Source organism: Streptomyces sp. NBC_00461, assembly GCF_036013935.1.
GTDB lineage: Bacteria > Actinomycetota > Actinomycetes > Streptomycetales > Streptomycetaceae > Streptomyces.
In genome coordinates this window covers 4473383-4487948 of sequence record NZ_CP107902.1, presented here as the reverse complement: position 1 = coordinate 4487948, position 14566 = coordinate 4473383, and the positions used below count along the sequence as shown (strand labels likewise).

Genomic DNA, 14566 nt, shown 5'->3' with positions numbered 1-14566 from the left:
GGGGGCTGCCGCCCCCCAGGCCCCCGCTTCGGCCTGAACGGCCTCGTCCTCAAACGCCGGACGGGCTGAAAACCAAGCCCCGGCCGGCGTTGGATCAGCCCCTCCGGCGTTTGAGGAGCGGGGGTCCGGCGGCGGAGCCCCTGGGGTGGGGACGGGTAGGGGCGGCGGGGGCGGTGAACATCTCGCGGTACCTTCGTGCTCACGCCGAAGTGGGCCGATGAGGAGAGTCAACGTGAGCAAGTTCGTGCGGCCGGCCCCCGAGGGCGCGGACCCGTTCGGCACCGCCCGTCTGCGCCGCGGAGTCCTGGACGCCTGGGCCACCAGCCCCGCCCGTTTCCGCGAGGACGCCAACGCCGAGGAGGACCTCGTTCTCGGCGGCTACCGGGACCGGCTCGTCGTCGAGCTCGCTCAGAACGCGGCGGACGCGGCGGCTCGCGCGGGAGTCCCCGGACGCCTGCGGCTCACCCTCCGCGACGGCGTTCTCGTCGCCGCCAACACCGGCGCCCCGCTGGACGCGGCCGGCGTCGAGTCGCTCGCGACCCTGCGCGCCTCCGCGAAGCGGGACACCCACGAAGGCGCCGTCGGGCGTTTCGGCGTCGGGTTCGCGGCCGTGATCGCCGTCACCGACGAGCCCGCGGTCGTAGGCCGGCACGGCGGTGTGCGCTGGTCGCTCGCCGAGGCCCGTGAGCTGGCCGCGGACACGGCGCGGTACAGCCCGGGGCTGGGGGACGAGATCCGGCGCAGGGACGGACACGTTCCGTTGCTGCGGCTGCCGTTCGCCGCCGAGGGGACCGCCCCGGAGTCGTACGACACCGTCGTCATCCTGCCCCTGCGCGACACGGCTGCGGCCGACCTCGCCGAGCGGCTGCTGGAGGCCGTAGACGACGCCCTGCTCCTCGCCCTGCCGGGTCTGGAGGAGGTCGTGGTGGAGACCGACGGCGTCCGCACCCTGCGCCGCGGCACGGACGGCCCCTTCACCGTCGTGGAAGACACCCGAGGCGGCACCACCCGCTGGCGTACCGTCTGCACGCAGGGCCCCCTCACTCCGGACCTCCTCGCCGACCGTCCGGTGGAGGAGCGGCTGCGCCCCCACTGGTCCGTCACCTGGGCCGTGCCGGCCGACTCCGACGGCAGCCCGGCCCACCCCCGTACGAGCCCCGTCGTGCACGCCCCCACGCCCAGCGACGAGCCCCTCGGCGTCCCGGCCCTCCTCATCGGGTCCTTCCCCCTCGACACCACCCGCCGGCGCGCGGCCCCGGGCCCGCTGACCGACTTCCTCGTCCAGCGCGCGGCCGACGCCTACGCCGAACTCCTCGCCGACTGGCTCCCGGTGACCGAGGGCATCATCGGTCTCGTCCCCGGCCCGTTGGGGAAGGGGGAGTTGGACGGCGCCCTGCGCGCGGCGATCCTGGAGCGGCTCCCGCGGACCTCCTTCCTGCCGCCGGCCGTGGCACCGGCCGAAGGCAGCCAGGACGCCGTGGAACTCGGCGAGCCCGGTGAGCCCGGCGACGGTCTCGCCGGCCCCGTACTGGCGGGGGAGCAGGATCGGGGTCTCCACCTCGGCGGCTCCCTCCGTCCCCGTGACGCCGAGATCATCGAGGGCGCCGGTGCCGACACCGTGAAGGTGCTGGCCGAGGTGCTGCCCACCCTGCTGCCCGCCGGGCTCGAACGGCGGGTGGAGCTACGGACGTTGGGCGTCGCCCGGGTGCCGCTCACCGACGCCGTCGACCGGCTCGCGGGGCTGGAGAAGGAGCCCGGCTGGTGGCGGCGGCTCTACGACAGCCTCGCCGGGGTCGATCCGGACCGGCTGTCCGGACTTCCCGTGCCGCTCGCCGACGGACGTACGACCATCGGCCCGCGCCAGGTGTTGCTGCCCTCGCCGGATGCCACGAACACCGACCCGGAGGTGCTCGCCCGGCTCGGGCTGAAGGTCGCCCACCCGGAGGCCACGCACCCCCTGCTGGAGAAACTCGGCGCGCTTCCGGCGACGCCGCGCGCCGTCCTCACCACCCCGCAGGTCCGCGCCGCCGTCGCCGCCTCCCTCGACGACGACGGGGGGCTGGACTGGGAGCAGGACGCGCCCGACGCGGAGGAGCTGGCCGACACCGTCCTCGCACTGGTGCGGGACGCGGCGCTGGATCCCGGGGACGAGCCCTGGCTCGGCGCGCTCGCGCTCCCGGACGAGGACGGGGAGCCCGCGCCCGCCGGTGAACTCGTCTTCCCCGGCAGCCCCTTCCATCAGGTCATCCGGGAAGGCGAACTCGCGACGGTGGACGCCGAGTTGGCCGACCGATGGGGCGAGCAACCGCTGGCCGCGTGCGGTGTGCTGGCCGACTTCGCCCTCGTGCGGGCCACGGACGTGGTGTTGGACCCCGACGAACTGGAGCCCAGGGAAGGCGACTTCGCCGAGCCCGACGACGCGGGTCTCCTCGACGCCGTGGACGTCTGGAGCGAGGACGTCCTCGACCGGTTCCCGGACGCGCCGGTACCGCCGGTCGCCACCGAGCTGGTCGCCGTACGGGACCTGGACCTCGTGGACGACGACAAGTGGCCGCAGGCCCTGGCCCTGCTGGCCCGGCCGCCGCTGCGGGACGCGCTCACCCAGCCGATGCGGATCCTGCTGCCCGACGGCACGCACGAGGTCGTACGGCCCTACACGGCCTGGTGGCTGCGCGGGCACCCGGTGCTCGACGGCCGACGGCCGGCCGGTCTGCTCGCCTCCGGCGGGGACCCCCTCCTGCGCGGGCTCTACGACGAGGCCGACGCGACCGGGTTCGACGACGAGCAGGTGCTGCGGTCGCTGGGCGTGCGTACCTCCGTGGCCGCGCTGCTCGACGAGCCGGGCGGCGCCGCCGAGCTGCTCGACCGGCTCGCCGACCCCGAGCGTGAGGTCTCGGGCGCCCAACTGCACGCCCTTTACGGCGCGTTGGCCGACCTGGAACCCGAGCAGGTGACCCTGCCGGACGAGCTGCGTGCCGTGGTCGACGGCCGGGTCGAGGTCGTGGACGCCGCGGACGCCGTGGTCGTGGACTCGCCCGACCTGCTGCCTTTCACCGAGGGTGTCCCGCTGCTGCCGGTACGGCCGGCGCGGGCCGCCGAGCTGGCCGAGCTGTTCCAGGTGCGGCGGCTGAGCGAGTCCGTCACCGGTGAGGTCGACTCCGAGGGCGCCGAACACGACGTACCGGACCCGGTGCGGGTGCTGCTGGGCGCCCGTACCCCCGCGACGTACGTCGAGCACGAGGAACTCGTCGTCGACGGCGTGGAGTTGGACTGGCGGCTGACCGGCGACGGGGTGCTGCACGCGGCCACCCTGGAGGGTGTGGCCGCTGGGCTCGCCTGGGCCGCCGGGCAGTGGCCGCGGCGCTTCGAGGTGGCGGCGCTGCTGGAGGATCCGTCGCGGACGGGGGAGCTGGCGCGGGACCGGTGGTTCGACTGACCGTCGGAGCCCTCAAGATCCTCAAGTTCCTTGAGATCCTTCGACCGGCCACCGGAGGATCAAGATCTCAAAATCTCTCGCACAAATTTTTCACCAGCCGTACAACCATTCACCCGCGTCACGAATCTGATCACCTGAGCCAACAGGCTCCATGATCACTTGGGCCCCGTACGCAACGACGGGCGACGGGGCCCCTTTCTCCACGTGGGGAACACATGCGCATGCGTGCCACCCTCGGCGTTGTGACCGGCGCCGTGGCCCTTACCGCTCTCGCCATTCCGGCCGCCCAGGCCGACGAAGTGCACGGCGACACCACGATCTCGAACGTCGTGGTGAACGGCGGCAAGCCGGTCGTCGTCTCGGCGACTGCGAAGAAGACGATCACGGTCACCTTCACCGTCAAGGACAACTCGGGCGTCAAGTCGGCCATGGCCATCCTGTGGCACGGCTCGGACTTCGACCACTCCGACAGCGGCGCCGTCGCCAACAGCAGCGACCACTACGCCAGCTGCTCCGCGGTGAGCGCGACCACGTCGAACTGCAAGGCGACGTTCGACTTCAAGCCGGGTTACAACACCATCAACGCGGTCGCCGGTACCTGGAAGGTCTGGGGCATCGCCTCCGGCAAGGACGCCGACTTCGTCCAGAAGGACAACGTCAAGACCTTCAAGGTCCAGCGCCTGTCGAAGCTGACGGCCAACGCCGCGCCGGAGCCGGTCACGAAGGGCAAGACCCTCACGGTCACCGGCCGGCTGACCCGCGCCAACTGGGACAGCGCCAAGTACTCGGGCTACGCGGGCCAGCCGGTGAAGCTGCAGTTCCGCAAGGCGGGCTCCAGCACGTACACCACGCTGAAGACCGTCACCGCGGACTCGGCGGGCAACCTGAAGACGACGACCAAGGCGACGGCCGACGGCTACTTCCGCTACAGCTTCGCGGGCACCTCGACGACTCCGGCGGTCAGCGCCGGGGGCGACTACGTCGACGTGCGATAGCCACGGCGAGCCCACCTCCCACTCCCTTTCTCTTTCCGCCAATTTGAGGAAGTACATGCGAATTCGCGCCACCGTGGCCGCCGTGTCCGGTGCCCTGGCCCTCTCCGCCCTCGTCGCGCCGGCCGCTCTGGCCGCCGACGGCCCGAAGGCCCCCGCGGGTGTCGCCCCGGCCAACAAGGCCGCGCACTCCGCCTCCACCGGCAAGGCCGCGTTCAGCAGCGCCGCCGACGCCGAGGGCACCCCGTACGCCCTGGACGCCTTCTTCTCGAACGTGAAGGTCAACGAGGGCAAGAACATCCCCGTCGGCACCACCAACGTGGTGAAGGTGCCGGTGTCCTTCACCCTGAACCACGGCGAGGACGTCAACATCCACGCCGCGGACTTCGTCGCCGGAATCGAGCTGTACCGGGGTGCCACGTTCGAGGACGAGATCTGGTGGTTCGACAGCAACGTCGCCACCTGCAGCGACTCCTCCACGACCGCCGCCTCCTGCACCGCCACGGTCGAGATCGACCCGGCGGATCTGCTGAACGAGGACGCCGGTGCCTGGAAGGCCGCCGGCTTCGCCGTCGCCTTCAACGGCGAGGACCAGGAGAACCCGAACCTGGACAACGTCGGTGTCGCCGTCACGGACAAGGCCGCCGCCTTCAACCTGCAGCGCTACTCCAAGCTGACGGTCAACGCCGCGCCGGAGCCCGTGAAGAAGGGCAAGACCGTCACGGTCACCGGCAAGCTCTCCCGTGCCAACTGGGACGACAACCAGTACCACGGCTACACCAACCAGCCGGTGAAGCTGCAGTTCCGCAAGAAGAGCTCCAGCACCTACACCACGCTGAAGACCATCACGTCGAACTCGACGGGTGAGCTGAAGACGACGACGCCGGCGACGGTCGACGGCTACTTCCGCTACAGCTTCGCGGGCACCACGACGACTCCGGCCGTCAGCGCCGCGGGTGACTTCGTCGACGTGCAGTAGGCGCACCAAGCATCAGCAGTAAGCAGTAAGCAGTAAGCAGTAAGCAGCAGTGAGTTACGGCCGCTTCCGGTAGGGGACCCCGGGAGCGGCCGTTTCTCTGTAACTCGCAAGGTCTTTGCAATCCCCGAACAAAAATCCGTCTCAGCTGTACAACCCGCCACATCCGTCACGGATCTGATCCCGTGAGTCAACAGACTCCACGATCACTTCTCCACTTGGGGAACACATGCGCATACGCGCCACCGTGGCTGCCGTCTCCGGCGCCCTGGCCCTTTCCGCCTTCGTCGTGCCTGCCGCGCACGCCACCGGCTCCGCCCCGTCGTACCGCGCGGAGGCCGCGAAGGTACTCGCCGCGCACTCCGGCAAGACCGCGTTCAGCAGTGCCGACGCCGCCGCGGACCTGGGCGTCACCTTCTCCGGCCTGAAGATCGCGACGGCGGTCCGGATCGGTGCCACCGGCCACTACTCCACCACGGTCAGCTACAAGCTGACCCACGGTGCGAACTACGACGTCACGTCGGACGACTTCGACAGCGGCCCGGTCATCTACCGCGGCTCGATCACCGACCCGAACACCAACCTGCTCGGCGGCCAGCTCCCCGCCACCTGCACGGTCACCTCGACCACCACCGCCAACTGCACCGGCAAGATCGACATCAGCCTGGAAGACGGCGACCTGCTCAACTCCGACGCAGGCAAGTGGTCGGCCGGCGCGCTCGCGCTGCAGTACAGCACCAACGACTACTCCCTGCAGGGCGGCCTCGGCTCCACCCTCCTCCAGCGCGCCTCCAAGCTGACGGTCAACGCCGCTCCGGAGCCCGTGACGAAGGGCAAGACCGTCACGGTCACCGGCAAGCTCTCCCGCGCCAACTGGGAGGACGGCAAGTACCACGGCTACACCGGCCAGCCGGTGAAGCTGCAGTTCCGCAAGAAGAGCTCCAGCACCTACACCACGCTGAAGACCATCACGTCGAACTCGACGGGCGACCTGAAGACGACGACCAAGGCCACGGTCGACGGCTACTTCCGCTACTCCTTCGCGGGCACCTCGACGACCCCGGCGGTCAACGCCACGGGCGACTACGTCGACGTGCGCTAGCGCCGCGCCCCCGAAGGGGCACGGGGCTGTGACCTGTGCGGCTGCGCCGCGTGGGCGCGACCAGCCACCACCGGTCCGCAGCCAAAACGCCCGCATCGGCACTCCCGGCCAAGCCAAGCGCTAAGCGGGAACGCGGCGGTCGACCCATTTCCAGAGCAGTTCCAGGGCGACCGCCGCCACCGCCGCGATGCCGACCGCGACCCACGGCATCGTCACGCCGACCAGCTTCAGCGCGAAGAAGTGCTGGAGCCACGGCACGATCAGGACGAACAGGAACGCCACACCCATCGAAGCCACCAGGGCGATCCGCCACCAGGTGTAGGGGCGGGCGATGATCGCCAGGACCCACATGGAGATCAGGAACAGCGTGAGGGTCGCCGCACTGGTCTCCGCGTCCAACGAGCCCTTGCCGACGTAGTAGTGACGGGCGATCAGATACGTCACGAAGGTCGCCGTCCCGGCCACCACCCCGCCCGGGACCGAGTACCGCATGACCCGTCGTACGAAGTGCGGCCGTGCGCGTTCCTTGTTGGGGGCCAGGGCGAGGAAGAAGGCCGGGATGCCGATCGTCAGGGTGGACAGCAGCGTCAAGTGGCGGGGCAGGAACGGGTATTCCACCTGCCAGCACACCACCAGGACGGCCAGCAGCACCGAGTAGACCGTCTTGACCAGGAAGAGCGTGGCGACTCGCGTGATGTTGCCGATGACCCGGCGGCCCTCCGCGACCACCGAAGGCAGCGTCGCGAAGCTGTTGTTGAGCAGCACGATCTGCGCGACGGCGCGCGTGGCCTCCGAGCCCGAGCCCATGGAGACACCGATGTCGGCGTCCTTGAGGGCCAGTACGTCGTTCACGCCGTCGCCGGTCATCGCGACCGTGTGCCCGTGGGACTGCAGCGCGCCCACCATGTCCCGCTTCTGCTGCGGGGTGACCCGTCCGAACACCGTGCCCTCGTCGAGGGCCTGCGCCATGCGGTCCTGCTCGGCGGGCAGGCGGCGGGCGTCGACGGTCGTTCCGGTGAGGCCCAGTTTTCCGGCCACCGCTCCCACGGACACGGCGTTGTCGCCGGAGATGACCTTGGCGCGGACGTCCTGGTCGGCGAAGTAGCGCAGGGTGTCGGCCGCGTCGGGCCGCAGCCGCTGTTCGAGTACGACTAGGGCGGTGGGCCGGGCGCCCCGCGCCGGCTTCGGATCGTCGAGGTCGTGGCGCGCGCGGGCGAGCAGCAGGACACGCAGGCCCTGCTCGTTGAGCCGCTCGGTCTCCGCGAGCGCCGGGTCGTCGGCGGCAAGCAGCACGTCGGGCGCCCCCAGCAGCCATGTACTGGACTCGCCGTTGCCCTCGCTGAAGCGGGCTCCGCTGTACTTGCGGGCGGAGGAAAAGGGGAGGGCCTCGGTGCAGCGCCAGTCATCGACGTCCGGGTAGGCGTCGATGATCGCCTGGAGGGAGGCGTTCGGGCGCGGGTCGGACTCGCCGAGGGCGCCAAGGACCTTGCGTACGTATGTCTCGTCGGCGCCCTGCAGCGGCCTGACCTCGGTGACGTCCATGCCGCCCTCGGTGAGGGTGCCGGTCTTGTCGAGGCAGACGGTGTCGATGCGGGCGAGGCCCTCGATGGCGGGGAGTTCCTGCACGAGGCACTGTTTCCGGCCAAGTCTGATGACACCTATCGCGAAGGCGACCGAGGTGAGGAGCACCAGCCCCTCCGGGACCATGGGCACGATCCCGCCGACGGTCCGCGCGACCGAGTCCTTGAAGCCGTGCTGCTTGACGAGCATTTGGCTGATGACCAGGCCGATCGCGGTCGGGATCATCATCCACATCACGTACTTGAGGATGGTCGAGATGCCGGTGCGCAGTTCGGAGTGGACGAGGGTGAAGCGGGAGGCCTCCTCGGCGAGCTGGGCGGCGTAGGCCTCGCGGCCCACCTTGGTGGCCTTGAAGGCGCCCCCGCCGGCGACGACGAAGCTGCCCGACATGATCTGGTCCCCGGGCTTCTTGACCACCGGGTCGGCCTCGCCGGTGAGCAGCGACTCGTCGATCTCAAGCCCGTCGGCCTCGACGCACACCCCGTCGACCACGGCCTTGTCCCCGGGCCCGATCTCCATCAGGTCGTCCAACACGATCTCCGACGTGCTCACTTCTCCGGCGGTGCCGTCCCGCCGTACCGTCGGCCGCGCCTCCCCGATCACGGCCAGGGAGTCCAGGGTCGTCTTCGCCCGCCACTCCTGGACGATGCCGATGCCCGTGTTGGCGAGGATCACGAAGCCGAAGAGGCTGTCCGGGATCGGCGCCACGAACAGCATGATCAGCCAGAGCACGCCGATGATCGCGTTGAACCGGGTGAAGACGTTCGCCCGGACGATCTCGCCCATCGACCGGCTGCTGCGCAGCGGAACGTCGTTGACCTGCCCGCGCGCCACCCGCTCGGCGACCTCGGCGGCGGTCAGGCCCAACGCCGGCGTCGGGAAGGGGACGGGGTGCACAGGGTCGAGCTCGGCGCCGGCGTCGATGTGCGTCATGCATTCGACGGTACGTGCGGATTTGCGGCTTCACCCGCCGAGTGACCGGAAGATCCGACCTGGGGAGGAGCGAACTCGTGCGGTGGTAGTACGGCCGGTGGCAGGAAGGCCTGTTCGGCCGACTAGGACTCGGACTAGGACTCGGACTCGGAAGCCGGCTCCGGCTCCGTCCCCGGTGCCTGTGCCGCCGCCCGCTTGATCGCCGCGTCCCGCTTCCTGACGAACCAGATGCCGTACAGCCCGAGCACGCCTCCGGCCAGGCAGGTCCACACCCACCAGGCGTGTCCGCGGTCGTCGAACCAGCCGTAGAAGGGGAGCTGTACCAGGAAGAGGACGAACCAGAGGATCGTGCCGCCGGTGATGGTGGCGACGACGGGGCCCTCAAGGGGCTCCGGTGCCTCGTGCTGGGGTGTCCACTTCGCCATGGGGGACAGCTTACGAGGCGATCAGGTCTACGCGCGGAGATAGCGTCGATGGGTTCATATGTTCATACTGAAACCGTTTCCATCCGTCCATTTCTGCTCGTAGGAACATCCAATGCCCACCTCGGCTCCCGCCAAGGTCCCCGCCCCCGAACAGCCGGGGGACGCGCCCTCGTCCGGCGCACTCGACCGCTACTTCAAGATCTCCGAGCGCGGCAGCACCCTGCCGCGCGAGATCCGCGGCGGCTTCGCCACCTTCTTCGCGATGGCCTACATCATCGTGCTGAACCCGATCATCCTGGGCAGCGCGAAGGACATGTACGGGCACCATCTGGACAACGGCCAGCTGGTCACGGCGACGGCGCTGACGGCGGCGTTCACCACGCTGCTCATGGGTGTCGTCGGCAACGTGCCGATCGCGCTGGCCGCCGGCCTGGGTGTGAACTCGGTCGTCGCGCTCCAGCTGGCGCCCCGGATGTCCTGGCCGGACGCGATGGGCATGGTCGTCCTGGCGGGCTTCGTCGTGATGCTGCTGGTCGCCACCGGACTGCGCGAGCGCGTGATGAACGCCGTGCCCTACAGCCTGCGCAAGGCGATCTCCATCGGCATCGGCCTGTTCATCATGCTGATCGGGCTCGTCGACTCAGGCTTCGTCTCCCGCATCCCGGACGTCGCCCAGACCACCGTGCCGCTCCAGCTCGGCGGCAACGGGCACCTCAACGGCTGGCCGGTCCTGGTCTTCATCCTGGGCGCGCTGCTCACCCTCGCGCTCATCGTCCGCAAGGTTCCCGGCGCGATCCTGATCTCGATCGTCACGATGACGGTCCTGGCGGTGATCATCAACTCCGTCGCGAAGATCCCGACCTGGGGTCTGACGACGCCGAAGTGGCCCGGGAACCCCGTCGCCAGCCCGGACTTCGGCCTGATCGGGAAGGTCAGCCTGTTCGGTGGCTTCTCCCATGTCGGCGTGCTGACCGGCATCCTCTTCGTCTTCACGGTGCTGCTGTCGTGCTTCTTCGACGCGATGGGCACGATCATGGGTGTCAGCGACGAGGCCAAACTGACGGACGCCCAGGGCTATATGCCGGGCATCAACAAGGTCCTGTTCGTCGACGGTCTCGCGGTCGCGGCCGGCGGCGCCAGCTCCTCCTCGGCCACCACCGCGTTCGTGGAGTCCACGGCGGGTGTCGGCGAGGGGGCCCGTACGGGCTTCGCGAACGTCGTCACCGGCGGACTGTTCACCATCGCCCTGTTCCTCACGCCGGTCGCCACGATGGTCCCCTCCCAGGCGGCCACCCCGGCCCTGCTCGCGGTGGGCTTCCTGATCCTGGCCGGCTCGGTCAAGGAGATCGACTGGGCCGACTACACGATCGCCATGCCGGCCTTCGTGACGATGGTGATGATGCCGTTCACCTACTCGATCACCAACGGCATCGGCATGGGCTTCATCACCTTCGTCGTGCTGCGTCTGGCCGCCGGGCGGGGCAGGGAGATCCCGGTCGCGATGTACGTCGTCTCGGCGGTCTTCGCCTTCTACTACCTGATGCCGGCCCTGGGCCTGACGTGATGCGCGGGCTCACGTGACCCCGTAGAACTTCTCCGTCTCGTCGACGGCCGCCTGGAAGCGCTCGTCGAAGTCGTCTCGAATGAGCGTCCGGACCACATAGTCCTGGACGCTCATTCCCCTTTTCGTGGCACGGTCCCGGAGCCGTTCGAGCAGCTCCCCGTCCATCCGCAGGCTGAGCACGCTGGTCCCCATGCACACGAGGGTCGCTGGCGGGCTTCGAGCGATGTTCACTTTCCGCACTTGACTCACTCGTACGGGTGAAGCTGCGTTTACTGGGGGATGCCCCCAGATCCCCGGGTTTCAGTGGCCTGAGTCACGGGAATCCGTGCACGCGCCAGCTTGTTTAGCCAGGGTAATGAGTTACGCTAAAGAGATGTCGGACCTCACCCATGGCGACGATGCTGCCGCCGTGAACTCCCTTCGATCAGCTGTCATGCGGCTGTCGCGTCGGCTCAAGCACCAGCGGGTCGACGAGTCGCTCAGCCCCACCGAGATGTCGGTGCTGGGCACCCTGTCCAACTGCGGCAGTGCCACGCCTGGCGAGCTCGCCCGCAAGGAGCACGTGCAGCCGCCGTCGATGACCCGCATCGTCGCGCTGCTGGAGGCAAAGGGGCTGGTCCGGATGGAGCCGCACCCCGAGGACCGGCGCCAGAAGGTCGTCACCAAGACCGAGCAGGCCGAGGCGATGCTCAAGGAGAGCCGCGCCAAGCGCAACGCGTTCCTGGCCGATCTGGTCGAGGGCCTGGACGAGGACGAGTGGGCGAAACTTCGCGCCGCCGCCCCCGTGCTGGAGAAGCTCGCACATCTGTAAGCCGCACCCCCAGACAAGGAGGCGAACCCTTTTGAGTACGGGATCCGGAGCAGACTCCGCCCCCGCACCGGCACCTACTACCCCTGTTTCGCACAGATCCTCGATGTTCAGCTCCCTGCGCGTCAGGAACTACCGACTTTTCTTCGCCGGCCAGGTCGTCTCCAACATCGGCACCTGGATGCAGCGCATCGCCCAGGACTGGCTGGTCCTCAGCCTCACCGGCTCCGCGACCGCCGTCGGTGTCACGACGGCACTGCAGTTCCTGCCGATGCTGCTCTTCGGCCTCTACGGCGGTGTACTCGTCGACCGCCTGCCCAAGCGCCGCACGCTGCTGGTCACCCAGTCAGCGATGGGCGTCGCCGGCATCGCGCTCGCCGTCCTCACCCTCTCCGGCCACGTCCAGGTCTGGCACGTCTACCTCGCCGCCTTCGCCGTCGGCCTCGCCACGGTCGTGGACAACCCGGCCCGGCAGTCCTTCGTCAGCGAGATGGTCGGCCCCGGGCAACTGCAGAACGCGGTCAGCCTGAACTCGGCGAACTTCCAGTCCGCCCGCCTGATCGGCCCGGCGGTCGCAGGCCTCATGATCACCGGTGTCGGTACCGGCTACGCCTTCCTCTTCAACGGCCTGTCCTTCGTCGCCCCCATGGTGGGCCTGCTGCTGATGCGTGCGCGTGAGCTGCATGTCGTCGAGCGGGCGCCGCGCGGGAAGGGCCAGCTGAGGGAGGGGCTCCAGTATGTCGCCGGGCGCCCCGAACTGATCTGGACCATCGCCCTGGTCGGGTTCATCGGCACCTTCGGCTTCAACTTCCCGGTCTACCTGTCCGCCTTCGCCGACGACGTCTTCCATGCCGGAGCCGGCTCCTACAGCCTCTTCAACACGCTGATGGCCGTCGGTTCGCTGGCCGGCGCGCTGCTCGCGGCCCGCCGCGGTACGGCCAGGATGCGGGTGATGATCGCGGCGGCCCTGGCCTTCGGCGCCCTGGAGCTGGTGGCCGCGGCCGCCCCCTCGCTGTGGCTGTTCGCCCTGCTGATGGTCCCGATCGGCATGTTCGGCATGACGGTCAACGTCACCGCCAACACCAGCGTCCAGATGGCCACCGACCCGGCCATGCGCGGCCGGGTACTGGCCCTCTACATGATGGTGTTCATGGGCGGCACACCCATCGGCGCGCCCATCGCCGGATGGATCACGGACGTGTACGGCGTCCGGGCGGGCATGGCCGTCGGCGGTGCGATCGCCGCGGGTGCGGCGATCGTCATCGGCCTCGTCCTGGCCCGCGTCGGCGGCCTGCGTCTGTCGGTCGGCTGGAACCGCGGCCACCCCCACGTCCGGTTCGTGCCGCGGGAGCGGCAGGAGGAGCTGGCCGCGGCGGCGTGAGAACGCCCGTGGGCCCGGAGGCTGCGGACTACAGCCTCCGGGCCAGCACCTGTCCCGGCCACTCGCTCGAGGCGGTGTAGGTCTCGGTGCGCAGGAACCCGTTGTCCTCGTAGTAGCGGACGAGCCTGCCGTCGTCGCCGGCGTAGCAGTCGACCCTCAGCAGCAGGACGCCGGCACGCCTGGTCTCCTCGGCGGCGTGCGCCAGCAGGGCGCTGCCCACGCCGTGGCCCTTGAACCGGCGGTCGGAGGCCAGCCAGTGGATGTAGCGCTCGGGCTCGCCGGGCGGCGGCAGGTGGGACAGGTAGGCGCCGGGTGCGCCGGTCACGGTGAGGGTGGCCGCCGGCACGCCGTCCGCCTCGGCGATGTAGGTCGTGCCCTCCTCCATGTACCCCACGACCGAGTCCACCGTCTTCCGGTGCTCGGACAGGGGCTCGGTCCCCCACTGGCCGGTGCGGCCCTCGGCCACCAGCCACTCCACACAGCTGTCGAGCATGCCGAGTATCGCCGGGACGTCGTCGGGTCCGCCTTCTCTGATGCTGATCTCCATGCGCCCATGGTGGCAGGGTGGTGCGCATGAGACTCTTCGCCGCCGTGCTTCCCCCGGACGACGTCGCCGCCGAACTCGCCGCGAAGGTGGCCGAGTTGAGGAAGCTGCCCGGCGCGGAGGCGCTGCGCTGGACCGGGCGCCCGGGGTCGCCCCGCGGCGGGGCCCCTGGTTGGCACTTCACGCTCGCGTTCTACGGAGACGTCGACGACGACGTCGTACCGGACCTGTCGGCCCGGCTGGAGCGGGCGGCCCGGCGTACCGATCCCTTTGCGCTGGCGGTGCGGGGCGGCGGGCAGTTCGGGCACGGGCGGGCGCTGTGGGCCGGCGCCGAGGGGGAGGTGCACACACTGCGGCTGCTCGCCGACCGGGCGGAGGCGGCGGCGCGGAAGGCCGGCGTGCCGATGGGGGAGCACCGGCGGTACAAGGCCCATCTGACGGTGGCCCGCAGCAGGGATGCGATCGACGCACAGCCGTACCTGGAGGCGCTGGAGGGGTTCACGAGCCGCACGTGGACGGTGGGCGAGCTGGCACTGGTGCGCAGCAATCTGCCGAGGTCCGGCGTACCCGGGGAACAGCCCCGCTATGAGGCGGTCGCCCGGTGGGCGCTCGGCGGGGCCGGTTAGGCTCGACCACGTGGACCCGAAAACCCGGAACCGGATCATGGCCGGTGCGCTCGTTCTCATGCTCGTGGTGGTCGTCGTGGCGGCGGCCGTCAGGTAGCGACGGACGGAACCGCGGCCGTTCTCCGGCTGCGCGCCGAGTGCGGCCGGCAGCGCCCGTGGGGCGGAGCCGTACGTCGGCTCCGCCCCGCGCCCTGCCTC

12 protein-coding genes are annotated in these 14566 nt (G+C 70.0%); 8 read left to right on the top strand and 4 right to left on the bottom strand.

Annotation, left to right across the window (positions count from 1 at the left end; all coding sequences use genetic code 11):
• Positions 1–232: 232 nt before the first annotated feature.
• From OG870_RS20925 to OG870_RS20910, 4 genes are all read left to right on the top strand, one after another.
• Complete coding sequence (locus tag OG870_RS20925; RefSeq protein WP_327691260.1) at positions 233–3436, top strand: sacsin N-terminal ATP-binding-like domain-containing protein; 3204 nt, start codon at positions 233–235, stop codon at positions 3434–3436.
• A gap of 215 nt (positions 3437–3651) precedes the next feature.
• A complete protein-coding gene (locus OG870_RS20920) occupies positions 3652–4431 on the top strand; it encodes a DUF5707 domain-containing protein (protein WP_266839793.1) in 780 nt (259 codons plus the stop codon).
• A gap of 55 nt (positions 4432–4486) precedes the next feature.
• Positions 4487–5407, top strand: coding sequence for a hypothetical protein (locus OG870_RS20915; protein ID WP_327691258.1), 921 nt, complete (start codon positions 4487–4489; stop codon positions 5405–5407).
• A gap of 226 nt (positions 5408–5633) precedes the next feature.
• Entirely contained in the window at positions 5634–6506 is an 873-nt protein-coding gene (locus tag OG870_RS20910) for a hypothetical protein (protein ID WP_266516627.1), read from the top strand.
• 120 nt (positions 6507–6626) lie between these two features.
• On the opposite strand, the gene OG870_RS20905 is transcribed toward OG870_RS20910, so the two are convergent.
• The gene (locus OG870_RS20905; RefSeq protein WP_327691257.1) at positions 6627–9020 is read right to left on the bottom strand and encodes an HAD-IC family P-type ATPase; all 2394 of its coding nucleotides are present in this window, start codon (positions 9018–9020) and stop codon (positions 6627–6629) included.
• A gap of 134 nt (positions 9021–9154) precedes the next feature.
• Positions 9155–9445 (bottom strand): DUF2530 domain-containing protein, encoded by a 291-nt coding sequence (locus OG870_RS20900; RefSeq protein ID WP_266516620.1) that lies wholly within the window; start codon positions 9443–9445, stop codon positions 9155–9157.
• A 112-nt stretch (positions 9446–9557) separates the two neighbouring features.
• On the opposite strand from OG870_RS20900, the gene OG870_RS20895 reads away from it, so the two are divergent.
• Positions 9558–11009 carry an NCS2 family permease gene (locus OG870_RS20895; protein WP_327691256.1) on the top strand — a complete coding sequence of 484 codons (1452 nt, stop codon included), beginning with the start codon at positions 9558–9560 and terminating at the stop codon, positions 11007–11009.
• Positions 11010–11018: 9 nt separating this feature from the next.
• Here the strand turns inward: OG870_RS20895 and OG870_RS20890 are convergent, their stop codons facing one another.
• Complete coding sequence (locus tag OG870_RS20890) at positions 11019–11201, bottom strand: ribbon-helix-helix protein, CopG family (protein ID WP_405624518.1); 183 nt, start codon at positions 11199–11201, stop codon at positions 11019–11021.
• A gap of 181 nt (positions 11202–11382) precedes the next feature.
• On the opposite strand from OG870_RS20890, the gene OG870_RS20885 reads away from it, so the two are divergent.
• Both OG870_RS20885 and OG870_RS20880 read left to right on the top strand, forming a co-directional pair.
• A complete protein-coding gene (locus OG870_RS20885; RefSeq protein WP_266583590.1) occupies positions 11383–11820 on the top strand; it encodes a MarR family winged helix-turn-helix transcriptional regulator in 438 nt (145 codons plus the stop codon).
• Positions 11821–11851: 31 nt separating this feature from the next.
• Complete coding sequence (locus OG870_RS20880; protein WP_405624517.1) at positions 11852–13198, top strand: MFS transporter; 1347 nt, start codon at positions 11852–11854, stop codon at positions 13196–13198.
• A 28-nt stretch (positions 13199–13226) separates the two neighbouring features.
• Here the strand turns inward: OG870_RS20880 and OG870_RS20875 are convergent, their stop codons facing one another.
• Positions 13227–13745, bottom strand: a complete 519-nt coding sequence (locus tag OG870_RS20875) for a GNAT family N-acetyltransferase (protein WP_266583592.1) — start codon at positions 13743–13745, stop codon at positions 13227–13229.
• A 26-nt stretch (positions 13746–13771) separates the two neighbouring features.
• Here OG870_RS20875 and thpR point away from each other — a divergent pair, with 26 nt between their 5' ends.
• Positions 13772–14368, top strand: a complete 597-nt coding sequence (gene thpR / locus OG870_RS20870) for an RNA 2',3'-cyclic phosphodiesterase (RefSeq protein WP_327691255.1) — start codon at positions 13772–13774, stop codon at positions 14366–14368.
• The last annotated feature ends 198 nt before the right edge of the window (positions 14369–14566 follow it).

Coding starts and splice junctions, on each gene's coding strand:
- OG870_RS20905 (WP_327691257.1), bottom strand. CDS start 9,020: ATGACGCACATCGACGCCGGCGCCGAGCTCGACCCTGTGCACCCCGTC.
- OG870_RS20920 (WP_266839793.1), top strand. CDS start 3,652: ATGCGCATGCGTGCCACCCTCGGCGTTGTGACCGGCGCCGTGGCCCTT.
- OG870_RS20900 (WP_266516620.1), bottom strand. CDS start 9,445: ATGGCGAAGTGGACACCCCAGCACGAGGCACCGGAGCCCCTTGAGGGC.
- thpR (WP_327691255.1), top strand. CDS start 13,772: ATGAGACTCTTCGCCGCCGTGCTTCCCCCGGACGACGTCGCCGCCGAA.
- OG870_RS20890 (WP_405624518.1), bottom strand. CDS start 11,201: ATGGGGACCAGCGTGCTCAGCCTGCGGATGGACGGGGAGCTGCTCGAA.
- OG870_RS20895 (WP_327691256.1), top strand. CDS start 9,558: ATGCCCACCTCGGCTCCCGCCAAGGTCCCCGCCCCCGAACAGCCGGGG.
- OG870_RS20875 (WP_266583592.1), bottom strand. CDS start 13,745: ATGGAGATCAGCATCAGAGAAGGCGGACCCGACGACGTCCCGGCGATA.
- OG870_RS20910 (WP_266516627.1), top strand. CDS start 5,634: ATGCGCATACGCGCCACCGTGGCTGCCGTCTCCGGCGCCCTGGCCCTT.
- OG870_RS20915 (WP_327691258.1), top strand. CDS start 4,487: ATGCGAATTCGCGCCACCGTGGCCGCCGTGTCCGGTGCCCTGGCCCTC.
- OG870_RS20885 (WP_266583590.1), top strand. CDS start 11,383: ATGTCGGACCTCACCCATGGCGACGATGCTGCCGCCGTGAACTCCCTT.